The organism is Veillonella sp. AF13-2 (assembly GCF_003603295.1).
GTDB lineage: Bacteria > Bacillota > Negativicutes > Veillonellales > Veillonellaceae > Veillonella > Veillonella parvula_E.
The window spans coordinates 478,204-502,080 of the sequence record NZ_QTMT01000001.1 but is presented as its reverse complement, the minus strand read 5'-3'; the positions used below and the strand labels follow the sequence as shown (position 1 = coordinate 502,080).

Below are 23,877 nucleotides of genomic sequence, written 5' to 3'. Positions count from 1 at the left end.
ATGAAAAAACCTAATATTGCAATTCTAGGTGCTACTGGTGCAGTAGGTGCTGAATTTATTACACTTATTGAAGAACGTAACTTTCCTTATGAAAACTTAAAACTATTAGCTTCCGCTCGTTCTGCAGGTACAGAACTTACTGTGAATGGTAAAACATATATTGTAGAAGAAGCAAAACCTGAATCTTTTGATAATATTGATATTGCGCTATTTGCAGGTGGCTCTATATCTAAAACATTAGCGCCAGAAGCCGCTAAACGCGGTGCTATTGTAATCGATAACTCTAGTGCATTCCGTATGGATCCTGAAGTTCCACTCGTAGTACCAGAAGTTAACCCAGAAGATATTTTGAAACATAAAGGTATCATTGCAAATCCTAACTGCTCTACAATTATCATGAGTTTAGGATTAAAACCGCTTCATGATATCTCTCCAATTAAACGTGTAGTTGTAAGTACATATCAAGCTGTATCTGGGGCAGGTAAAGAAGGTATTGAAGAACTTGAAAACCAAGTAAAACAATATACAGCCGGCGAAGAAATGACTGCAAACTTATTGCCAACAGGTTCTGCGCCTAAACATTATCCTGTAGCATTTAACCTTTTACCACAAATTGATGTGTTCTTGGACAATGATTATACAAAAGAAGAAATGAAGATGGTTTACGAAACACAAAAAATCCTTCATGACGAAACTATTCAAGTAGTTCCTACTACAGTGCGTGTTCCTGTATATCGTTCCCACTCTGAGTCTGTCTTGGTAGAAACAGCGGAGCCTGTATCTGTAGAGACTTTCAAAGCAGCATGTGAAAAATTCCCTGGTTTACAAGTTAAAGATAATCCTGCTGAACAAATTTACCCTATGCCATTGTATACATCTAATCAAAACGACTGTGAAATTGGTCGTATTCGTAAAGACTTATATAATGACAAAGGTATGAACTTCTGGATTGTAGGGGATCAAATTCGTAAAGGTGCAGCTCTTAACGCGTTGCAAATTGCTGAGTACTTGGTGGAAAAACAAGCATTTTAATCTATCAAGGGGAGGACATATATGAAAACCTTTGGTCGAGTGTTAACAGCTATGGTGACATCCTTTAATAATGATGGATCCGTAAATATTGAAAATTGTGTTGCTATCGCCAATCATCTGTTAGATAATGGCTCTGATGGTCTTGTGGTTTGTGGTACAACGGGTGAAAACCCAACTATGTCTAGAGACGAAAAATTAGCTCTATTTAATGCGATTGCAAAAGAATGTGGACATAAAGGTTCGATTATTGCTAACGTAGGTAGTAACGATACAATGGCTTCTGCAGAATTTGTAAAGGAAGTCTCTAAAATCGATGGTATCGATGGTTTGCTAGTTGTAGTACCTTATTACAATAAACCGAACCAACAAGGCCAATATTTGCATTTTAAAACTATTGCAGAAGCTACTACATTGCCAATTATGGTGTATAATGTACCAAGTCGTGTGGGGACAGGTATTTTCCCAACTACCTTAGTTCAACTACATAACGAATATCCACATATTTGTGCTATCAAAGAGGCAAGTGGTAATTTAATGATTGCTTCTGAAATTAAGCGCTTAATGCCTGGAGATGATTTCATGGTTTATAGTGGGGATGATGGTCTTACATTACCGATGCTTTCTATTGGAGGATGTGGGGTAGTATCCGTAGTATCTCATATTGCAGGCAAAGATATGAATGCTATGATTCAAGCTTATGAATCTGGCCATAACTACGAAGCGATTCGTATTCATCAAGCTTTATCAGAAATTATAAAAGCGATGTTCATCACCACAAATCCGATTCCTGTTAAATATGCAGCCCGTAAAATTGGCTTACCTGTGGGAAAATTTAATTTACCAATGTGTGAACCAACGGCTGATGAAGCAGCATATATTGATAAAGCTTTAGCAGAATATTTACAATAATATATAAATAATCATAAAACCAGTAACTACTATGTAGCTACTGGTTTTGTTTTATATGTCTTATATTTGTTACTAATCTTTATAGTCTAATAACCAAAAATATAATGTGTAAACTTTTTATTATGATATAATTGCACTGGAGATAGTATTTTCAACTATACTCTAGTCTACTGTTAATTCATGATAAACAGAAATTTGTGATATTTCGAATCGACCATAAGGCGATTACATTAAAACACAAGGAGTTTAACATGGAACTAACAATGTTAAAAGGTAAAATTCACAGAGCTACTGTGACACAAGCAGAACTTGATTATGTGGGGAGCATTACTATAGATACAGATCTTTTGAGTGCATCTGGAATACGAGAATATGAGCAAGTTCAAATTGTAAATATTAATAATGGAGCACGATTTAGCACATATACTATAGCCGGAGAAGCCGGTAGTGGTGTTATATGTTTAAATGGAGCTGCTGCACGACATGTACAAGTACATGATAAAATTATTATCATGTGTTATGCACAGTTGAATGAAACTGAAGTTGAGAGCCATAAGCCTCTCGTTGTATTTGTAGATACAAACAACAAGATAAGTCATATAAAAAACTATGAGAAACATGGTTTATTAGTTGATCAAAATTAATTGTTATTGATCGAATTACAGTAGACTGTATAGGACTATCTTCGTATTTACAATAAACGGAGGAATTACTATGGAACATGTACTTACAATTGAAAATGTACGCAATACGATTAATAAATGGAAAAAAGAAGGCTATTCCATTGGTTACGTCCCAACTATGGGGTTTTTACACGATGGGCACGCATCATTAATAGATCAAGCAAGAAAAAATAATGATAAGGTAATTGTCTCTATTTTCGTTAATCCCATTCAATTTGGAGAAAATGAAGATTTAAGCACATATCCACGTGATATCAATAGCGATAAAAAGCTATGTGAATCACATGGTGTGGACCTCATATTTACACCTAGTCCAGAAGAAATGTATCAAGATAAAAAGGCTTTTGTAGATATTGTTGATTTATCTAGTACATTATGTGGCATTCGTAGACCAATTCACTTTAAAGGTGTATGTACTGTTGTAGCAAAATTCTTTAATATTATTCAGCCTACAAATGCATATTTTGGTGAGAAGGATGCACAGCAATTAGCCATTATCCGTAAAATGGTTTTTGATTTAAACTTTCCTGTAAATATTATTGGTGTTCCTATTGTGCGTGAACAAGATGGATTAGCAAAATCTTCTCGCAATACATATTTATCGACTGAAGAGCGTAAGGCAGCAACTATATTATATAAATCTATCCAAAAAGGTAAAGAATCAATTACACCAGGTTGTTCTGCGGATAGCATAATTAATACTATGACAGAAATAATACAGTCAGAGCCTCTTGCTAAAATTGACTATATTTCAGTTGTAGATGCTAATACTATGCAACCAGTTGAAGAGATTAATGCTCCTGTTCTAGTTGCCATGGCAGTATATATTGGTACTACACGTCTAATAGATAACTTCTCCTATGATCCAAATTAGGAGGGAGAGGTTATGAAGCAACTAGTAACACTAAATCAACTGATATCCAAATACTTAATGATACTAATCATAGGCTTTTCTTGTATTGCTTATATAGTGCCTTCATATTTTTCTTGGGCCATAGCGTATACACCATTTTTACTTGGCATCGCTATGTTTGGCATGGGACTAACTATTAAATTTGAAGATTTGTGTAGTATTCTCAGACATCCAAAGGATATTTGTATAGGTGTACTGGCTCAATATACAATAATGCCTTTATTAGCTTGGGGAATCTGTCATATTTTTACATTACCTCCAGATTTAGCAATTGGTGTCATATTAGTTGGCTGCTGTCCAGGTGGAACCGCCAGCAATGTCATCACCTATATTGCTAAAGGTGATGTTCCTTTATCTGTAGGAATGACGATTACTTCAACATTAATAGCACCAATTGTAACGCCTTTACTAATCCTATATTTGGGAGGTACATGGGTAAATGTAGCATTACTACCAATGATAATAACTATGGTAAAAGTAATTATAGTTCCTATATTATTAGGTGCAATCATCCAATATGTTTGTAAATCACGGATTAATACATTAACTAGCGTAAGTCCTATTGTTTCTATGATTGCTATCATATTATTAATAGCAGCCATTATAGCCATTAATAGAGATAAACTTTTAATTTCTGGCCTAGAAACACTAATAGTTGTTGGTATACATAATATACTAGGCATGCTGTTAGGCTTAGGTGTAGGATATATACTTAAATTAAGATATGATAAAACTACAGCATTAGCGATTGAGGTAGGGATGCAAAATAGTGGTTTAGCAGTCACATTGGCGGCAACAAATTTTGCATTAAATCCTTTAGCAACTCTAGTAGGAGCTATCTTTAGTGTATGGCACAATATATCAGGTGCTATTTTTGCTATGCTTCGTAGAGAGAATAGTTTACGTAATATATAAACTTAATAGATACCAAAAAAAACGGCAACCATACGTTGCCGTTTTTTTTCTATATTCTGTCTCGTACAAGACCAATGACAAGACCTTCAATATGACAATCATCTACAATGATTGGATCGAAATCATCATTTTCTGGTTGCAAACGAATATGACCATTTTCTTTATAGAAACGTTTTACTGTAGCTTCATCATCGATACGTGCCACAACAACATCACCATTATTAGCCGTATTTTGATGGCGTACGATGAGCATATCACCTTCATACATACCAATATTCATCATGGATTCGCCTTGAACACGTAGTAAAAAGCAGTCAGAATCACCAGTTAATTGAACAGGTAATGTAAGAGTAGATTCTAAATTTTCTACTGCTGTAATAGGCATACCTGCTTGTACAGTACCAATAAGAGGAACTTGTTTTAAGCCAGCTCCTAAGAACTCAAAATTATCAGAACTTGATGTTTCATTACCATCTACAGAAATAGAAGGTTTTGTATCCTCTAGTACTGTAATAGCGCGATTTTTATTAGGATCCCGTTTAATATAACCAAACTTTTCAAGAGCATTCAAATGAGATTGCACTGTAGAAGTAGAACTAAGGCCTACATTGGTACAGATTTCTCGAACAGTAGGACAACGATATTCATTATGTAAAGATTCCTTAATAAAATCTAATATACGGCGCTGTTTTGTATTAATATCTGTAGCAGGGCGTCTCACGATGAACCTCCATAGTCAATGTAATGTCAAAATAATTTTAATATGTATATGCGTAAAAATTTACTCATTTTGTACTATATAATAAAAACATAAGATAATTACTTATCTTATATACCTATTATAGGCAATTTCAAAAATTTTTGCAAACATTTGTTCTAAAACACTTGACCGAACATTCGTTCGTGTGCTAATATAAGCATGTAAACAAACAAATGTTCTCAGATATTATGTTCGATGTAAATGTGAGGTATGAGATGAAAAATATATTGATGATGGTAGGAATGTGCTTAACAATCTTATTCGGCTATAATATGACAAATCCTGTAACAGAAGCAAACACACATGCTATCCGTGAAGTAAAAGTACAAGGAGGTGATACGATGTGGGATATTGCAGCTCGCACAGCTCATAAAGATATGGATGTTCGTGAAATGGTATATGCTATGAAGGAACTCAACAAAATTGATGACTCTGGTGCATTAGTTCCTGGTACAGTTTTAAAAGTACCGGTTAAGAAAAATGATAGTCCTGTTAGAGCTTTGGACTATGTGGCTCAAAACTAAATATATTGGTCCTCTAATACAGGAAAAGGAACAATGCGTGGAATGGAAGCACCTATAGTATTAACTAGGATATATCCTATAAATTGGAAAGAATATTCTAAAGTTGATGATACTAATAGTGGTACTTTTATGTATCTTGTAAATAGGATAAGTAAATAAAATTAGGAGATAGATTATGTTTAAACCAATTCGTATAAAGATAAATGAAATAGACCATAGTGCTGCAGAAGCTTTATTACAATCTAATCGTCGTGGAATTATTGCCATGAATGGTGTTGAGGGTTATCCTTATGCTATTCCTATTAATTATTTTTATGATTGTGATAATAAAAAGATTTATTTTCATGGAGCTAAAGCTGGTCATAAAGTAGAGTCATTGAAAACTTCAGATAAGGTATGTTTTACCGTATATGGTAATGAGAGAATTGATGAATCTGAATCCTGGGCGCCGTATGTACAAAGTGTAGTCGTATTTGGAAGATGTCGTTTGCTAGAGGCAGGTTCAGAATCTATAGATCGATTAAAAGAATTTGCTATGAAATATTATCCTAGTGAGCAGCTTGTAGACAAAAATATTGCTCATGCTGGTAGAGCAGTTCAAATGTTTGAAATCACCATTGAACATATGAGTGGTAAACAAGTACAAGAGAAATAATAGATTAGCCCTTCGTTTATACGAAGGGCTTTTACTATACACTCATACTTATAAATGTAATATAATGTAATTAGTGATAATCATTTTAAATATATAGTTCTTAGGAGAGAGTCATGATACAGTTAAAAGATTTAGGTACCTTTGAATCTGTACCTGAAATAGTAATAGATATCGTAAAAGGCAATATCGTAGCTTTAGAAAATGCATTAGCAGAGGGTTGGGATATTAATATACCTATAGAAATTGGTGAGTATAGTGAGCATACACCTTTAGAATTAGCTCTTGTTATGTGTTGCTTGCCAAGTATTCAATGGTTAGTCGATAATGGCGCTGATCTAAATGATGAGGAAAATCCAAGTTTTTTGCTTGCTGTTAGATATGGGAATCAAGCGATTATCGATTACGTCGTAGAACATGGTGCTAATGTTCACGCCTTGAACCGTGTGAAAGTAGATGCCTTTCAAGCTGCCTTATATGGCAAGAAATATAATCACTTACAGATTATTCATGACTTAGGCCATACGGTACAGAAATATGGCGGTAAAGCTTTCAGAAATGCCATTACAGATAGAAATTATGATGTTCTAGATTTCTTTATTCGTAATGGTGTAGATATTAACTACAACAAGCCTGATTCTGTGTATCCCTTTAAGCCAACCCCATTGTGTGTAGCAGCACGGTATGTGGATTTAAAAATGTGTAAGTATTTGGTAGAACATGGCGCTGATGTGACCATCACAGAAAAGGATGGTATGCGTCCCTATAGCATTGCTATTGAAAAGGGCGATATGGAAATGGCAGAGTATTTTAAATCATTAGAGCCTGCTGAGTTCCATGATATACAAAATAAAATGGATCAATTAAAGCCATTTAAACTACCAAAGGCGTTAGTATCGTTTTTAGAGGGAGATACTCTCTATTTTGAATTGCCAGACTCTGATTTTATATCTATAGAGTTCTTCTCACTTACTGATACGATTCTATTTAAATTAGGTCGCCGTAATGTATTACGTTTATCTAAAGAACTAGGTGAGTATAATGATTGGCAAATTGTGTGGGACCCTAAGTCTAAAAAGATTTCTTGTTATGATGTAGAACATCAAGAACTACGAGAGCTTTGTAAATTTGAAGAGTTTATGTCCGATATGGCAGGTCAATTAGAAACCTTGTTTTAGGGGATATCGTAAAGGAGAGGCAATACATATGACACATACATTTGAGAAAACATATACGGATTGGTCCATTGATGTAGGCACCTATAAATATGAAGGTATTACACTGAATGAAGTTGAACAAAATCTGTATGCTATTGAAGACCAAGAGCAAGACTTTGTAGTTATTTCTCCATCAAAGGCAATCTTCATAGATAATAAACTATATAACTTTGTACAGGTTTGTAGTGATCAAGATACCGATTTATTACATATAGAGCTTAGTGTAACTAATGATGGTGACCGAGGCGCCATCATATATGGTAAGAATGAGCTGGGCCATCAAGAGGTATTACAGATAATAGAAGATTTTATTGCTCATCGTAAGGTTCCTACATTAGATAGTTGGGAAATCGTGTTAGATTTAAGACCTGAGATAGAAAGCCTGTAAAGGATACTGTGGAGCTTATTATGCTATATACACCGAATAACCTTTTGTATAAGTATATTCGCTATCGATTTAGACGGATTCAGATAGAATGTAATATGGTATACGATGTAACACCAGAGGAAGAAGATGAGATTTGCCGTGATCTGTTAAAAAAGAGAGCGAAGATATTGATTCCAGTTGGCATAGTATATTGTTTGATCTTTGCTGTAAGTTTCGTTTGGCTATTAGGAACAAGTGAGGAATTAAACCCGCTAATGCAATGGGAGATAAAAGTCTTTGACTATGTCACACCCATTTTAAATAATATCGATTTTAAGTGGTATGCATATTCACTTGACCTATTGAGAGTAGCACTTATTTTAGCGCCTATAGGGATTATAAATGTATCTCCTTATATCATTTTTTCCTATATGGTTGATACCATTTTGATACGACGCAGGGTAAAAGCTTTAATTAAAGAATATTCCACTGATGAGAAACAATTTGATTGAAGTAACATATTTGACTAGGAGCGAGTATTATGAGTAATCTAAAAAACTTTGATTGGAATGGGTTTTGGAACGATGTTGATTATGCATTTGAATCTTATATAGGTAAACCTGTTACGGATAAGGATATTAAGGATGCTGAATCTGAGCTAGGCTATACATTACCTGCAACATATATTGAATTACTTAACAATCATAATGGCGGTGTATTGAATAAGAACTGCTTTATAAATAATAATGGCGACTGTGTATATGTAACAGGCATATATGGCATCGATAGAGATAAAAAATACTCTCTTATAGGTGAGATGGGTAATGAGTTTTGGATTTCTAAATGGGAGTATCCTCCTATCGGTATCGTTGTAGCCGATACGATTTCTGGTGGGCATGATATGATTTTCCTCGATTATCGTGAGTGTGGTCCTACTGGTGAACCTAAGGTAGTACGTGTTGACCAAGAAGGTGATTACTCAATCACTCTGTTAGCAGATAACTTTGGTGACTTTATTAAGAACTTATATATCAGTATTGAAGAGATTACGGATGAAGAATTTCAATCTTTAAGTGATGAGGAAAAGGTTAAGCTCCTTAATGAACAAGAGGACCTAGATGTTGATCGTACTATGGAGCTGTTAACTAACATCGGTATCGATAATTTGTCGCCTATATTACTAAGCACCTTAGGACGTATGTATAACAATAATGGTCGACCAGAAGAGGCTATCGAGTTATTTGATCGTATAGATGAGGCACATCGTGATTGGTCTTGGTATTATCGTTGTGGCTATGCTCATGCGTCTTTAGCATGTGGTGAAAGCTACGAATCTGAACATGTACAGAAAGCTTTACAGTTAATAGAGACGGCCATGAAAATGACAAAAGAAGACCACTTAGATAAACAACTTGGTTGGTGTTGTGAAGTTGTAAAATATCTATTAACTCAAATTAAGCCAAAAGAGTACAAGGCGGATTATCCTGTAATATTTGAAACCATTGAAAATTTCTACGATAAGAAAAATTGTAAAGATACTACAGAACGTAAAGATACTGAAGCTATTAATGAATATGAAGAAGTTAACTATCCTACATATGATGAAGTCCATTGGGTATTTAATAAACATACGTATAGCAGAGAAGAGTTTTCAAAAGAATACAATAAAGTAGTAGAGAAATATGTAAGTGTATATGTTGAAGGAGCAAGGTGCTAAGGACCAAGGTTGTTATAACTACTTAAAAGATATAATGCGTATAGAGGAATTTAGGGATAAGAGTGATAAATTTATTGAAGGTTATACAATTAAGATAACTAGTGAAATATCTTATCTAAAGCCTCCGACAAAAGTAAATTGTACATACGCCGAATTTTCTATTGAGGAGGGTTCCATTAAAACTGGATGTATGAATACGATTTATAGATATTATCTTAATCAATTGATCTATAATTATCATCTAAATCGTTTTTCAAAGATTGTTGAAATAGGATTATCGACAAACTTATTGGCTTCATTAATATAACGGCGAACCATGTTAACACTATGATGACGTGTTTGTCTCATAATATTACGTTCTTCCACACCATAAGCTGCGGCAGTGGTTGCAAAGCCATGACGTAAACTATGGGCACCATACATAGTTGGATCAAGACCAATGAGAGAAATATATTTCTTTACAATTTCTGCAATCATTTTATCGGATATGGCTGTTTTACGAAGTGACATATTTTTAGTAAAACCTCTAAATACAGGCCCTTCAGTAATACCAGAGGCACGTAACCATTGCTGTAGGGCACGTACTGCGTCTAGAGGAGAACCGGATAGATGAGGAATCGCTACAACAGCACCTTGACCTTCTTGGTCTGCTTTTGAGGATGGTACAAAGATTTCAACACCTTGTGGAGAAAACTGTAGATGTTCTACTGTAATAGCTGCAATTTCACTACGACGAAAAGCACCCATAAAACCAATTAAAAGAATAGCCTTATCTCGTAATAATTGTAATTCGGGTACATCTAGTTTAGTCATACAATCTAGAATATCTTCAATATCCTCTAATAGTACTGGTGTTTTACCTTGTTGAAATGTACCTTTTAAACGTCTAATCCCGCGTAACGCTTGTTTTACAATTGGTGCCATACATGGATTATCCCGATGTCCAGAAGCATTATAATTCTCTGAGATAGCACTAATACGACGAGAGATTGTATTTGCCTTAGCATAATCAGCTAGATCATTTATATAGTTTACTATGGTTTCTGGTGTAGCAGGAAAATAAGATACCTTTTGATAGGTACACCAATCTACAAAATCATCCCAATCCGATTCGTAAGCATCCACAGTATTCTCAGCCTTAGATAACAATATACTTTGTTTAGCTTTCATAGACAACTTGGTACTATTCATAAGCGCATCATTATTACGCAAATAGAAATGTTTTTGTTGTTCCTTAGATTCTGACATAATTCACCCTTACCCCTAAAATTATCAATCTAATTGTACCATAGATTAGACAGTAATATGCTATAATTAGAGAATATGATAACTAATTCGGGAGAGTTTATAAATAATGACAAAGAAATATATTTTAGTAGGAACTATGCTTGTTTTCTTAGGGACGAGCGGCTGTTCATACATTCCAACAGAAAATATTTCTTATGGTGTATATTACAATGATACAGATCTATCTAATACACCTAAGAATGAATTACAAGCTCGCTTACAAGAGTTAAATAGTAAAATCCCTCAAACTATATCTATTGATATGGGCAATAATAAAAAACAACAAGCTACCTATCATGATTTAGGGATCCAAATCGATGCAGATGCTATGGTAAAAGCTATTTCTACATATGGCTATGAAGATGATATATGGACACTACTTTCAAATCGATTTAATGCCTTATTCTACGGTCATCATTTTAAGCCACAATATAAGCTTGATGAGGTAAAAGGTAAAACCTATCTAAGTGAATTGGCTAAAACAATTGATACACCAGGACATGATGCATATCTTACCATTGAAAATGGACAAGTTGTATTCCACCCTGCAAAGGAAGGTAAGCGTATCGACATTGATGCTACCCTTAAGAAATTAAAAGATGATTTACAGGCCGGTGATAGTATTAACTCCTTATCTATGGTATTTACTACACAAAATACCGTAAAAGTAAGTGATGCCGATTTAAAACCATTGAATACTGTATTAGCTTCTTACACTACAGAGTATGATCCTAGTAATGAAAGCAGAACTCATAATATCCAATTAGCATCTGATAAAATAAACGGTACCCTAATTAAGCCTGGTGCACAATTCTCCTTTAACGATGTTGTAGGTGAACGTACTGCAGAGGCTGGCTATGATGATGCACCGGTTATGATTGATGGCAAATTAGTTCCAGGTATTGGCGGTGGCATTTGTCAAGTAAGTTCTACCATATTTAATACAGCTTTACTATCCGGTATGAATATTATCGAGCGTACACCACACTTTGAGCCAGTAGGATATATTCAAGCTGGTCGTGATGCTACAGTAGCTTGGGGCTATTTAGACTTTAAGTTTAGAAATCCTTACCAACAATCTATTTATATCCTTAGTGTTATGAACAACGGAACGTTAACGATCTACATTATAGGTACGGCTCAAGATAAGCCTAAAAATGTTTCTATTTCTGTAGGAGACTATGGCGAAATTCCTAACAAAACTATCACTAGGGTAGATCCTTCATTAAAAGAAAAAGAAGTGCAGGAGGGGCATGTAGGTTTAACAATGAATACGTATAGAACCATTACCTATGGTAACTGGGTTACGCAAACAGATTCCTTTGAATCCGTATATGATCCAGTAGATACGATTATAACAATGCCTCCAGAAGGTACTACTAAAAAAGCAGATAAAAAGAAACCATAATTAAAGATTTTATTAAATATAGCCTAAGCTATTGACCATGATGTATAAATAGTTTAGGCTATTATTTGGATGTAAATGAGAAAGTGATATATACATAGTATAAAGTATATAGAAATCCAATACAGAATATTGAGGATATAATCTACATTCATCCATTCTCAATAATTATCATTTAATAAAATAGAAGAGGAAGTTATGGACTCAATTTTACAATTTGATCACTCCGTGATTTTTTATGTACATGAACACCTTGTATATAGTTTTTTAACGCCAATAATGGCAATTATATCTAAAATAACTAGTAATGGCGCATTATGGATTCTAATCGCATTATTATTGATGATTCAAAAAAAATACCGCGTATTAGGCGTAGCCATAATTATTGCCTTAGGATTTGTATTTATCATCGGTGACCAAGGATTAAAACCTAATGTGGCTCGGTTAAGACCATTTGTAGATTTTCCGAATGTTATGGTACCATTAGAGTCAGCTTTACCAAAAGCGACAAGTTTTTCATTCCCATCAGGCCATAGTTTTGGTTCATTTGCGTCTGCCATGACCATTTACCTAGGCTTGAGCCAAATAGAGCCTCAGAGGCGATATTTAGGGATTTTAGCATTGGTACTGTCAGTAGTAGTAGCATTTTCTAGAGTTTACTTATTTGTACATTATCCAACAGATGTATTAACAGGCTTAGTATTAGGGATCATCGTAGGATTCATCGCTTGGAAGTTAGCAAGAGTTGGTTGGAACTGGTGGACTAACCGTAATAATGATGTAGAATACGAACCATATACATTTAAACGTAAATAAGCTTAATAGCTAAAAAACCATATAACATAAGGAATTGGGCCATTTAGGCCCAATTTTCTTAACATAATTACTTCCGATAATATATCGTTATCGGAAGTAATTTATGTTAAAAACAAAAACTAGCCTATAAGTCTATAAGCTAGTTTATTTTAGTTAATCAAAATAATCAGTAAAAATTAATTATTCTATATGCCAATAAAGTATTATTATTACATAAAATTTATATTGAATTTTTTAGAATCAGATTGTAAAATAGTAATATAAATTATCTAATTAACTCATACTCTTATGGAGGAATTTTATGTGCTGGTGTGATATTGTAAGTAAAGCCAAAATTGGCGGTTTAAAACATTTAGGAAATGGCATGGAGAGTTCTTTAAGATTTCTTGCTGAAATGGTTGTTGGTTTAAGTATTATTCGCGTGTTAGTTAACTGGGTTTTTGGTATCTAATTTCTCAGATGAATATGAACATATTAATAGGCGCTTAGTTTTCTAAGCGCCTTATTTTTATATTTTTTGATTTATAAAATTGGTTCCTTAACTACACCCAGTATATTATTCATATGCTTCACTGCAATCAATGTATTCCATAATAATTTGGCAGATCTGACCATCTTTATCAAATGCCCAGTATACTGGATATAAACCATCGCCAAATCCAGATTGAATCATCGGTACAGTCAATTCTGTATCAGGAATTGTAAAGTTAATCCAATCTCCTTTAGAACGTTGGTATTGTGGATATGCCATAGCATTTAATTGGAATAAATCACTATAATAGTCATCGTATATATTTTTTTCAGGGTAGTTTATATGCCATTGTTCATAAAACTTATTATATATTTCAATTGTTTGTGCATCTACAATTGTAGCTAAACCTGAATCTACAGGAAATCCAATATAGGTATCTCCATCATCTAAATCGGTTAAGTCTTCAGTTCCTTTTAATGCTAATTCATAGTATACAGGTTCATTGCCACTAAAAACAACTCGACTAGCTACATAACGATATTCATTTGGTTCCATTTCGATTATCTTAGTCTCTAACAGATACGTACCTGGTGTTACCTGTCTAAGATATGTATCTGGTTTGCTTGGCAATGTTACTAGAGGATCACAACACGTAATATAACCTGTTGGAAAATTTACCGTCCACATAGGTAATGTGTGTAACGGAAATCCTTTTAACTCTTTTCGGTTAAATAAATCATGATATGGTACGGTAGGTTTTAATTTACCTTCAGAACCTAATCGGTTAAAGGTTTGAATCCATTCGCTAGTTAATTTAGATTGTTCCATATTACTCCTCGGCTTCGTATTTACAATGAATATATTCGCCTTCTAATACTTCATAGGCTGCGGTTTTACGAATAATTTGCTTCACTAATGTATCTAGTTTTGAACCATTAGAATAGTCTGCAGGTGCATAATAACGGATACGATGATGACGCATCATCTTATATACCTTTTCTTTATCTTTCTTAAATGGATCATATACACCTATAGAATGACCCCCATTAGCGTTCACAAGACTCATACAAGGAATATCTGTATCGCTATCTCCAATATAAATCATGTTACGGAACGGCACACGTTGATTTTCAGGCTTAATGTAATCATTAACACCAGTATCATTAATATCGAGAATTCCTTTTTGAATACGGAACAAAAATTGCGTCTTATTCGTATAGTTAATGGCTTGTGCGGGCCAAACAGCTACACCTTTATCATCGAACATAAATGCACTGGCATAGATTTTGGTAAAAGCCCCCTCTTTTGCCATTTCAGTGCCTTCGATCATTTCTTTTAAGCCAGACGAAATAATATAATGTTCAATCTTAACGCCTTGTTCTAAGCCATATTGACGAATGCGTTCAAACCAAGTCCGTACCCCTTCGTATAATTCTACCTGATTGCCGTATTCCATGAGCTTATCTTTTGTTACATAGAAATGGCCTACAGCTTCTTGAATCATTTTGTACATATAGGCTAAGTTATTATCCATATCATGTTTTTTAGCCAATTGATTTGATTCATGCCAAAATTGTTTGATTTGCTCTTCGTTATAGCCTACCGATTGAATAAAACCTTGTGCCTGCATATCGTCAGGGGTTAATGTCTTATCAAAGTCATAACACATTGCTAACACGGGCATAGACGAGTCAGGTGATAGTAAATTATCTTTACTATCTTTCTTATACGTTATCATAAATGCACCTCCTTTTAAACTAAACAAAAAATACATTTACACTCTCTTATATTCCTGAGATACCTGCTTGACAACCCCTTTGGTATCTATTTTACACGATAAGTCAATTCATTTAATTTAGTAATTCCTCGTAATTCTCTCTAAAATAAGCTATCCTGTGTTACAGTTTCTTTTACAATCCAGCTCTTTTCCGTACTTTCTTTGATAATTTCTCTTTTTGAAAGTCTTCCAATAAGTAAACTAGAATTTGGATCATGATGTAAACGATTATATCGAACTACTGCTTGATTAGTATTAGCATAACAATAACGGCAAAAGTGGCTACAGCTATCATAGGCACCAATATCACCATGTAAATAACAATTACATTCTAATCGTGCTGGTGTGCGTTTAGGTGCTTTTAATTTTATATTCCAGGCCCTCTCATAACAATCTAAGGTTAAACACCCCTCTGTATCAGCACCAAACTCTTTAAAGATATCCCTTTCTCCACAGGTTTTAAGATTCATATGATTGGAATGAGCTATGGAAACAAATTCTTTAATGATCTTAGTTTGAACATCTAAACTTGGTCTATATCCTTCTGGAAAATTCTGAGCCACCTTATCCAATATATCTAAAAAGCTAACAACAACTGTATCTGTATAACCTTTAAGGGCTTGAGCCATTTTGTAAAAGCTTTCACAATGAAAATCAACAGTATATTCATTAGTTAAAATGATAGGATCATAGCGCCACACCATAGATTGAGAATTAAGCAGTTTAGAAATATGTTTAAACCCTTCTATAATAGACGCATAAGTTGGCACATAGGGTTCAATATCAGTTCCATAAGGCGTTATAGTCATATGCCAGTATTGTCTGTAATCAACAATTTCATTTAGTAGTGGAATAAACGGTAAAGGATTCTTTGTACAGAATGCAATACCATCTACCACTTCTTGATTAATTGGATACCGTGTCACCTGTAGGAGATTATAAGGGTTACGAACATCTACAAAACCTTCACGTATACGATTGATTAGCCATTGCCCATAAAAAGCAGGAATATCTGTACGTTGCCCAGTCTGTAATATCATAGCCCCTGCCCTTTCAGTAAAATAAAAACATAGGAGTATTATATCATATCTAATAGTAAGTATTTATGGAGTTAATGTGATTTTTGCTGTATAGTTCATTATTATTTTATGGTACTATACATACTATAGAATATGAGGAGAACTAAATTATGAATGATACTTTTGAACGCAACCATCCTATGAAGGATGATAAAGAATTTATTACAGCCTATTGGGCAGATCGATCTCACGATTTTGGCGCTTTACGTGCAAAAGAATTAGAAAGTCCCAAACTAAAATTATGGAGAGAAGAATTAACTTGTCATATATTTGATTCTGATAGATCTTTACGAATATTGGATATTGGATGTGGAGCCGGCTTTTTTAGTATTATACTATCTCAGCTTGGTCATACAGTGCATGGCATTGATATTACACCTAATATGATAGATGAGGCAAATCAACTAGCAGAGTCCCTCGATTGTGATGCAACCTTTTCTGTGATGGATGCAGAGAATCTAGGATTTGATACTAATACCTTTGATATCGTTGTGGCCAGAAATGTAACGTGGAATTTACCCCATCCTGACAAAGCCTATGCCGAATGGTTTCGCGTCATTCGCCCAGGCGGTTTGATTTTAAACTATGATGCGGAACATGCTCGTAATCATCATAATGTACCACAATCTGTTCATCATGCCCATGAACATGTAAGCAACGAATTAAAAGAACGGTGTCATACCATTTATCATATGCTCGACATTTCGTCTTATACACGACCTCAATGGGATAAAGAACTACTTACTAAATTAGGTGCTAGTTCTGTTACCATTGATCTAACTGTAGGTCCGCGTATTTACAATGAGGAAGACGAGTTTTATATTCCTGTACCCATGTTCTTGGTGAAAGCAATTAAATAAATCTATATAATATATAACACAAAACCCACTCTATGATTATCATGAGTGGGTTTTGTGTTTAGATTAACTGCTAATTACTAAAATATACCTGAGCTTTATCAATCTCTGCCCGTAGTTTTTCTTCATCAATTGTAAGCAGTTCTTTGTCTTTCATAAGAACTTTACCACCCACAATTGTAGTATTTACATCGGAGCTATTAGCAGAGTATACAAGAGCTGCTAAATCATTGTAACGAGGCATCCAGTGCATACCAGATACATCATATAGCACGATATCTGCACGATAGCCTTTATCTAATACACCAAGATCTGTATATCCCAATGCTTTTGCACCTTCTACAGTGCCCATGTTCCATGCGGCTTGAGCAGGAATAGCCTTTGGATCATAAAGACGTGCTTTATGTAATGTTGCTGCAAGACGTACTTCTTCAAGCATATCAGCATTATTATTAGAAGCGGAGCCATCTGTACCAAGACCAACCGTAATACCTTTGGCAATCATTTCAGGTACTGGTGCAATACCGCTAGCTAATTTTAAATTAGATTGTGGGTTATGCGCTACCGCTACATTATTTCCAGCCATAATAGCCATATCTTCATCTGTTACATGAACGCAGTGTGCGGCTAAGGTAGTATTCCAGAATAAACCTAAATCATGCATATGCGCAATTGGTGTCTTACCAGTAGCTTTCATAACATTCTCCACTTCTCCTTTTGTTTCGGACAAGTGCATATGAATACCACAATTTAATTCATGAGATAAGGCAATCACCTTTTCCATATAATCATCAGGGCAAGTATATGGTGCATGTGGTCCAAGCAATACTTTGATGCGGTCATTATCAAAGCCGTTCCAAGTGCGGAATAAGTCAGCATTTTCAACTAATGCTTGATCTGCTGTTGGGGATACACCGGCTAAGCCACGTGACAATACAGAGCGAATACCTGTTTCTTTTACCACCTCAGCAGTAGTATTCATAAAGAAATACATGTCGCTAAATGTAGTGGTACCAGTGCGCAACATTTCAGCAATACCGAGTTGTGTACCGTACCGTACATAATCGTCATTTAATTTTGCTTCTGTTGGCCAAATAGCCGTTTCAAGCCATTCCATAAGCTCAAGATCATCTGCATAGTTTCTAAATAGACCCATCGCAATATGGGTATGTGTATTTATAAGACCTGGCGCAGCCAATTGGCCTTTACCTTCTAACACTTCTTTAGCAGAATCTTTTACTTTTGTAGCTTCACTATCGTTTAAAATAGCTGTAATATAACCATTTTTAATTTCAATGGCATGATTTTTTAGAACTCCCTCATCGGTGAGGACGTCTACATGAGTAATCAATAAATCAGACATAGTCTTCCCTCATAGGTATAACCGAGCCATGATAGCTCGGTTATATTTGTTTAATTTGAAAGCTAGTAATAGTTTAGATACAAAATGTATTACAGAAACCATTATATTTCAATACAGTATTAGTTTACTTTTGTTAGGTAATCGATTTGTTCTTGTGTTAAAGAATCTAAATCATAGCCCATGGAGTTCAACTTAAGTTTAGCGATTTCCACATCTAATTCATGAGGCAATACGTATACTTTTGGATCCATTTCTTTACCGTTTTTCAAGATATACTCTGCAGCAAGGGCTTGCATAGCAAAGGACAAGTCCATAATTTCTGCAGGGTGACCATCGCCAGCTGCAAGGTTTACTAGACGGCCTTCAGCCAATACATAGAGTTTACGACCATCAGACATAGTATAGCCTTCGATGTTTTGGCGAACCCTTTCGTGGCTTACAGCAAGTTCAGTAAGATCAGAAACATTCACTTCGCAGTCAAAGTGACCAGCATTACATAAGATAGCTTTATCTTTCATCACTTTGTAATGCTCTTTTACAATAACATCTTTACAACCTGTTACAGTACAGAAGATATCCCCAACCTTAGCGGCTTCAATCATAGGCAATACTTTGAAGCCATCAAATACAGCCTCTATAGCTTTAATTGGATCTACTTCAGTTACATATACGTGTGCACCAAGGCCTTTTGCGCGCATTGCAACGCCTTTACCACACCAGCCATAACCAGCAACAACAACGTTCTTACCTGTGACAGTCAAGTTCGTAGTGCGCATGATACCATCCCAAACAGACTGACCTGTACCATAGCGATTATCGAAAAGATATTTACAGTAAGAATCATTGACAGCAATCATAGGGAATGTTAATTGTTTAGCGTTCTCTAATGCATATAAACGATGTACACCTGTTGTAGTTTCTTCACTCCCCCCTAACAAACGTTCTTTTGCATCTTGACGTGTAGTATGTAATAGATTTACTAAATCACCACCATCATCAATGATAATATGTGGTTTATGATCAAGTGCTTTATGGAGGAAGTTAAAATATTCTTCATCAGTACAATCGTACCAAGCATATACAGTAATGCCCATATCTACAAGACCTGCAGCTACATCGTCTTGTGTAGACAACGGATTGGAGCCCGTTACAATTACATCTGCACCACCGCGTTTTAATACAGTCGCAAGGTATGCTGTTTTTGCTTCCAAGTGAACACTAACAACAATTGTTTGGCCTTTGAAAGTTTGTTCTGCTTCAAAGCGGTCACCTAATGTGTTTAATGTAGGCATAAAGTTAGAAACCCAATCAATTTTTTTGCGACCTTCTGTTGCTAAATTTATATCTCTAATTAAAGATTGCATAATATCTCCTTTTACTCATACAAGTAGATACAATAAAATAAATGGTTGATAGTAAATCTACTTAGATTTATTGATACTATATAATTTTGTTAATATCGTTGTAGATGCTTACTTATATAGATAATATATTTCTTATATATAGAATGCTTAATAAGCTAATCATTAAGATAATAGGCTATTTAGATTCTACAATCTGGCGTAGCTTATCGATTGACTCTTCATAATTTGGAGTCAATACTCCCTCTTCGGTAATAATCGCTGTTACAAGCTCATGAGGTGTTACATCGAATGCAGGATTAAGTACACCAATACCACTAGGGGCTGTTTGAACACCGTGTAAAGCGGTTACTTCATCATCGTTGCGCATCTCAATAGGAATATCTCCACCATTTTCCAGAATAAAGTCAAATGTACTATAAGGAGCGGCTACATAGAACGGAATATTGTGGAATTTAGCTAGTACAGCCACACCATAGGTACCAATTTTATTGGCTACATCTCCTTTTGTAGTGATGCGGTCAGCACCGACGATAACGGCATCAATTAACCCATGTTGCATCGCATAGGCTGCCATATTATCTGTTTCAAGAGTAATAGGAATACCATCCTCGTGAAGTTCAAAGGCTGTAAGTCGAGCACCTTGTAATAATGGACGTGTTTCATCAGCATACACGCGTTCCAATTGTCCATTTTCATGTAATTTACGAACAACACCAAGAGCTGTTCCTAGACCACCTGTAGCTAGTGCACCAGCATTACAATGAGTTAAGATGCGAATATTCTTTTTGCCTTCAAATAATGTAGCCCCTGCTTCGGCCATACGTCTATTCAAAGACACATCTTCTTCGTGAATGATAATAGCCTCTTTTGTAATGAGGTCTACTACTTCACTCATTGAGGACATACTGTCAACATTAGTTTTCACAAGAGAAATGACACGATCTACAGCCCAAGCTAAGTTGATTGCTGTAGGGCGAGTTTCTTTTAAGGTCTCACTAAACTCATATAAGCTTGTAAGTTGTTCACTAAATGGCGCCTCTAAACGTCCTGCTTCCATAGCAGCTAAAATGAGACCATAACTAGCAGCTACGCCAATAGCAGGTGCACCACGAACGCGAAGCATTTTAATAGCTTCGGCCACTTGACGCCAATCTGTACAGTGAACGTATGTAATTTCAGTAGGCAATTTAGTTTGATCTAATAGTACCAGCGTATCTTTACGCCATTCAATATTAATCATAACTTCTCCTTCAATGAACTATTGTGTATCATTATGAGTGTGATTATAGTTTAAAACCACCATATTCATGCATGCGATTATGAGCATCATAACGCGCATCCACATCGATTGCATCAATAGCACCTAAGATAAGAGATTTTAGTTGGGCCGCCATATTGCCCATCATTTCTACAACTTCCGCATGTGTCAAAGCAGATTCAGAAATACCTGCTGCATAGTTGGTAATCATAGAGATCGTCGAATAAGCCATTTCAGCTTCATTCGCTAAATTTACTTCCGGTACATTTGTCATACCTACTGTATCGCCACCGAGCATGTGGAACATTTTGATTTCTGCAGGAGTCTCAAAACGAGGGCCTTCAGTACATACATAGGTACCTCCATTGTGTATCGTAAGGCCTTGTTCCGTACCTACCTTTTGAAGAATATTACGTAATTCAGGGCAGTATGGATTTGTTACATCAAGATGTGCCACTGGACGGTCCCCGCCTTCATAAAACGTAGTGATGCGGTTCTTTGTGAAATCTAAGAATTGGTCAGTCAACACAAAATGACCTGGCTTAAAGTTCTCATTTAAAGAACCTACTGCTGTCGTGGAGATAATAAATGTAACGCCTAGTTTTTTGAGGCCCCAAATATTAGCACGATAGTTAATTTTGTGTGGAGGAATTGTATGATCTTTGCCGTGACGAGCTACAAAGATTACAGTTTTCCCATGGTATGTACCTTGTACATAATCTATTTCACCATATGGTGTCACTAAGGATTCTTCATGAATATTTTCAAAGATGGACGGATCATAAACACCAGTACCACCAATTACGCCAATTGCACTCATTGTGACCTCCTATTATTAATAACTCTATCTTTTATTTTCTCATAGAATAGAAAAACAGGCTATAGGAAAAACCTAGTAGCCTGTATTTTTTCTACATATTATAAAGTTTTTATTGAATTGGACCTTTTGGGATGAACATATCTTGTAACTCTTCACGTGTGAAATGATATTTTTCATTACAATAATGGCAAACAAGCTCTGTTACGTCATCTTCCAAAATAGCATTCTTATCTTCTTCACGTAATGTCATTAGCACACTGGCAAAGCGATCACGACCACAACGACATTGGAAATGAATTGGTTCATTATATACTTCATTCACAGTTAAACCATCGAGAACACGTTCCATAAGACCTTTACCATCTGGGTTTGCTTTCAAATATTCTGTAATAGGACCAAGTTCATTAATATTCTTTTCTACTTGTGCTAATGCTTCATCTGTAGCATCCGGTAAGGCTTGTACGATAAAACCTCCAGCTACAACCGTATGGTAATCTGGATCTACTAATACACCTAAACTAATCGTAGACGGTACTTGTTCAGATGCATATAAATAATATGCCAAATCCTCTGCTACTTCACCACTTTGAATCGGGCTTGTAGAAGTATAGTCTTGCGCCAATTGTGTAAATCGCGTAACTTGTACTTCACCATTATGACCTACGGCAGCACCTACATCAAGCTTACCAGCATGCTTTAAAGGTACATCAACATGTGGCTCATCTACATAGCCTCGAACCGTATTATCAGAGAATGCATCTACGTGAACTACACCTAGTGGACCATCACCTTTAATACGAAGACTTACGTTTTCATGGTTTTTAAAATCACCAGCTAATAAAATAGCTCCCGTCATAGCACGACCTAAAGCAGCTGTTGCTACAGGCCATAAATCATGACGTACACGAGCTGTTTCAACTGTATCGGTTGTTACAGCTAAAGACATACGAACCCCTTCTCGGGTTGTAAAACGTTTTATATAATCCATTCTATCATTCCTTATTTCTACTTATTTTATTAAGGTATTACTTTTATATTGCTTATATAGTATATCATGTCAAATATTTAACTTTCAATAATAGAGAATATATGTTCGTCTAGTCTGATTTAAAGTTAAAAGAACATATTTTCGATGATATAAAAACACTCAGTACCATAAGATACTGAGTGTTATATATACAATTCTTAGATTTGATCGATAAGGTTAACCATTTCGATTGCACCCATCGCACAATCATAACCTTTATTACCCGCTTTTGTACCTGCGCGTTCGATAGCTTGCTCAATGTTTTCAGTAGTTACTACACCAAACATAACAGGAATACCAGTTTCCAAAGATACATGTGCGATACCTTTAGCTACTTCGTTGCATACATAATCATAATGAGTAGTGGCCCCACGAATAACAGCACCTACACAAATAACTGCATCATAACGACCAGATAAAGCTGCTTTCTTAGCAATCAAAGGAATCTCATAAGCACCTGGAACCCAAATTACTGTAATATCCTCTTGTTTAACATCGTGACGAAGTAAACAATCTTCAGCGCCTCCGATTAATTTAGATGTAATGAACTCGTTGAAACGAGAACCGATAATAGCAAATTTCTTACCAGTACCTAATAAGTTACCTTCTTGAACCATCATTATGTTGACCTCCTCTATTCCATCTAAGGAAATATATATGTAA

25 protein-coding genes and 1 pseudogene are annotated in these 23,877 nt (G+C 35.3%); 15 read left to right on the top strand and 11 right to left on the bottom strand.

Annotated features, from left to right (window positions below):
- The 5 genes from DWV85_RS02320 (at position 1) to DWV85_RS02300 (ending at position 4,452) form a co-directional block, all read left to right on the top strand.
- A complete protein-coding gene (locus tag DWV85_RS02320; RefSeq protein WP_123137938.1) occupies positions 1–1,032 on the top strand; it encodes an aspartate-semialdehyde dehydrogenase in 1,032 nt (343 codons plus the stop codon).
- Positions 1,033–1,053: 21 nt separating this feature from the next.
- Positions 1,054–1,941, top strand: a complete 888-nt coding sequence (dapA, locus tag DWV85_RS02315; RefSeq protein WP_123137937.1) for a 4-hydroxy-tetrahydrodipicolinate synthase — start codon at positions 1,054–1,056, stop codon at positions 1,939–1,941.
- Between the two features lie 251 nt (positions 1,942–2,192).
- Positions 2,193–2,585 carry an aspartate 1-decarboxylase gene (gene panD, locus DWV85_RS02310; RefSeq protein WP_024065701.1) on the top strand — a complete coding sequence of 131 codons (393 nt, stop codon included), beginning with the start codon at positions 2,193–2,195 and terminating at the stop codon, positions 2,583–2,585.
- A 70-nt stretch (positions 2,586–2,655) separates the two neighbouring features.
- Positions 2,656–3,498 carry a pantoate--beta-alanine ligase gene (gene panC, locus DWV85_RS02305; protein WP_024065700.1) on the top strand — a complete coding sequence of 281 codons (843 nt, stop codon included), beginning with the start codon at positions 2,656–2,658 and terminating at the stop codon, positions 3,496–3,498.
- A 12-nt stretch (positions 3,499–3,510) separates the two neighbouring features.
- Positions 3,511–4,452, top strand: coding sequence for a bile acid:sodium symporter family protein (locus DWV85_RS02300; protein ID WP_123137936.1), 942 nt, complete (start codon positions 3,511–3,513; stop codon positions 4,450–4,452).
- 49 nt (positions 4,453–4,501) lie between these two features.
- Here DWV85_RS02300 and lexA read toward each other — a convergent pair whose 3' ends face one another.
- Complete coding sequence (gene lexA, locus DWV85_RS02295) at positions 4,502–5,173, bottom strand: transcriptional repressor LexA (RefSeq protein ID WP_123137935.1); 672 nt, start codon at positions 5,171–5,173, stop codon at positions 4,502–4,504.
- A gap of 254 nt (positions 5,174–5,427) precedes the next feature.
- Here lexA and DWV85_RS02290 point away from each other — a divergent pair, with 254 nt between their 5' ends.
- From DWV85_RS02290 to DWV85_RS02265, 6 genes and pseudogenes are all read left to right on the top strand, one after another.
- Positions 5,428–5,736 (top strand): LysM domain-containing protein, encoded by a 309-nt coding sequence (locus DWV85_RS02290; RefSeq protein ID WP_123137934.1) that lies wholly within the window; start codon positions 5,428–5,430, stop codon positions 5,734–5,736.
- Between the two features lie 175 nt (positions 5,737–5,911).
- Positions 5,912–6,391 (top strand): pyridoxamine 5'-phosphate oxidase family protein, encoded by a 480-nt coding sequence (locus DWV85_RS02285; RefSeq protein WP_105085463.1) that lies wholly within the window; start codon positions 5,912–5,914, stop codon positions 6,389–6,391.
- A 113-nt stretch (positions 6,392–6,504) separates the two neighbouring features.
- Positions 6,505–7,566 (top strand): ankyrin repeat domain-containing protein, encoded by a 1,062-nt coding sequence (locus tag DWV85_RS02280; protein WP_123137933.1) that lies wholly within the window; start codon positions 6,505–6,507, stop codon positions 7,564–7,566.
- A 28-nt stretch (positions 7,567–7,594) separates the two neighbouring features.
- Complete coding sequence (locus DWV85_RS02275) at positions 7,595–7,993, top strand: bacteriocin (protein WP_123137932.1); 399 nt, start codon at positions 7,595–7,597, stop codon at positions 7,991–7,993.
- Between the two features lie 20 nt (positions 7,994–8,013).
- Positions 8,014–8,484, top strand: coding sequence for a glycosyl transferase family 4 (locus DWV85_RS02270; RefSeq protein WP_123137931.1), 471 nt, complete (start codon positions 8,014–8,016; stop codon positions 8,482–8,484).
- A 29-nt stretch (positions 8,485–8,513) separates the two neighbouring features.
- A pseudogene (locus DWV85_RS02265) lies at positions 8,514–9,659 on the top strand (SMI1/KNR4 family protein); the annotation flags it as partial.
- Between the two features lie 267 nt (positions 9,660–9,926).
- On the opposite strand, the gene DWV85_RS02255 reads toward DWV85_RS02265, so the two are convergent.
- On the bottom strand, positions 9,927–10,937 hold the full coding sequence (locus DWV85_RS02255) for a site-specific integrase (RefSeq protein ID WP_123137930.1): 1,011 nt from the start codon (positions 10,935–10,937) through the stop codon (positions 9,927–9,929).
- A 106-nt stretch (positions 10,938–11,043) separates the two neighbouring features.
- On the opposite strand from DWV85_RS02255, the gene DWV85_RS02250 reads away from it, so the two are divergent.
- The 3 genes from DWV85_RS02250 (at position 11,044) to DWV85_RS09320 (ending at position 13,648) form a co-directional block, all read left to right on the top strand.
- Positions 11,044–12,384, top strand: a complete 1,341-nt coding sequence (locus DWV85_RS02250) for a VanW family protein (RefSeq protein WP_123137929.1) — start codon at positions 11,044–11,046, stop codon at positions 12,382–12,384.
- Between the two features lie 195 nt (positions 12,385–12,579).
- Positions 12,580–13,197: a phosphatase PAP2 family protein gene (locus tag DWV85_RS02245; RefSeq protein WP_123137928.1), complete on the top strand. Its 618-nt coding sequence runs from the start codon at positions 12,580–12,582 to the stop codon at positions 13,195–13,197.
- A 301-nt stretch (positions 13,198–13,498) separates the two neighbouring features.
- Positions 13,499–13,648 (top strand): hypothetical protein, encoded by a 150-nt coding sequence (locus DWV85_RS09320; RefSeq protein WP_004695850.1) that lies wholly within the window; start codon positions 13,499–13,501, stop codon positions 13,646–13,648.
- Positions 13,649–13,753: 105 nt separating this feature from the next.
- Here DWV85_RS09320 and DWV85_RS02240 read toward each other — a convergent pair whose 3' ends face one another.
- The 3 genes from DWV85_RS02240 to DWV85_RS02230 form a co-directional block, all read right to left on the bottom strand.
- Positions 13,754–14,497 carry a DUF4241 domain-containing protein gene (locus tag DWV85_RS02240; protein WP_077708427.1) on the bottom strand — a complete coding sequence of 248 codons (744 nt, stop codon included), beginning with the start codon at positions 14,495–14,497 and terminating at the stop codon, positions 13,754–13,756.
- 1 nt (position 14,498) lies between these two features.
- Positions 14,499–15,407, bottom strand: coding sequence for an HAD family hydrolase (locus tag DWV85_RS02235; protein WP_077708428.1), 909 nt, complete (start codon positions 15,405–15,407; stop codon positions 14,499–14,501).
- A gap of 140 nt (positions 15,408–15,547) precedes the next feature.
- Positions 15,548–16,486, bottom strand: coding sequence for a DUF1848 domain-containing protein (locus tag DWV85_RS02230; RefSeq protein WP_077708429.1), 939 nt, complete (start codon positions 16,484–16,486; stop codon positions 15,548–15,550).
- Between the two features lie 149 nt (positions 16,487–16,635).
- Between DWV85_RS02230 and DWV85_RS02225 the strand changes: the two genes are divergently transcribed.
- Positions 16,636–17,385 (top strand): class I SAM-dependent methyltransferase, encoded by a 750-nt coding sequence (locus DWV85_RS02225; protein ID WP_004697068.1) that lies wholly within the window; start codon positions 16,636–16,638, stop codon positions 17,383–17,385.
- A 70-nt stretch (positions 17,386–17,455) separates the two neighbouring features.
- Here DWV85_RS02225 and DWV85_RS02220 read toward each other — a convergent pair whose 3' ends face one another.
- From DWV85_RS02220 to ribE, 6 genes are all read right to left on the bottom strand, one after another.
- Positions 17,456–18,745, bottom strand: coding sequence for an amidohydrolase (locus DWV85_RS02220; RefSeq protein ID WP_077708430.1), 1,290 nt, complete (start codon positions 18,743–18,745; stop codon positions 17,456–17,458).
- 119 nt (positions 18,746–18,864) lie between these two features.
- Positions 18,865–20,109 (bottom strand): adenosylhomocysteinase, encoded by a 1,245-nt coding sequence (locus DWV85_RS02215; RefSeq protein ID WP_004697218.1) that lies wholly within the window; start codon positions 20,107–20,109, stop codon positions 18,865–18,867.
- Between the two features lie 175 nt (positions 20,110–20,284).
- Positions 20,285–21,349, bottom strand: coding sequence for an S-methyl-5-thioribose-1-phosphate isomerase (mtnA, locus tag DWV85_RS02210; RefSeq protein WP_077708431.1), 1,065 nt, complete (start codon positions 21,347–21,349; stop codon positions 20,285–20,287).
- Between the two features lie 43 nt (positions 21,350–21,392).
- Positions 21,393–22,187 carry an S-methyl-5'-thioadenosine phosphorylase gene (mtnP, locus tag DWV85_RS02205; protein ID WP_077708432.1) on the bottom strand — a complete coding sequence of 265 codons (795 nt, stop codon included), beginning with the start codon at positions 22,185–22,187 and terminating at the stop codon, positions 21,393–21,395.
- A 109-nt stretch (positions 22,188–22,296) separates the two neighbouring features.
- On the bottom strand, positions 22,297–23,175 hold the full coding sequence (gene hslO, locus DWV85_RS02200) for an Hsp33 family molecular chaperone HslO (RefSeq protein ID WP_123137927.1): 879 nt from the start codon (positions 23,173–23,175) through the stop codon (positions 22,297–22,299).
- A gap of 197 nt (positions 23,176–23,372) precedes the next feature.
- Positions 23,373–23,834, bottom strand: coding sequence for a 6,7-dimethyl-8-ribityllumazine synthase (ribE, locus tag DWV85_RS02195; protein ID WP_004697404.1), 462 nt, complete (start codon positions 23,832–23,834; stop codon positions 23,373–23,375).
- Between the last annotated feature and the right edge of the window lie 43 nt (positions 23,835–23,877).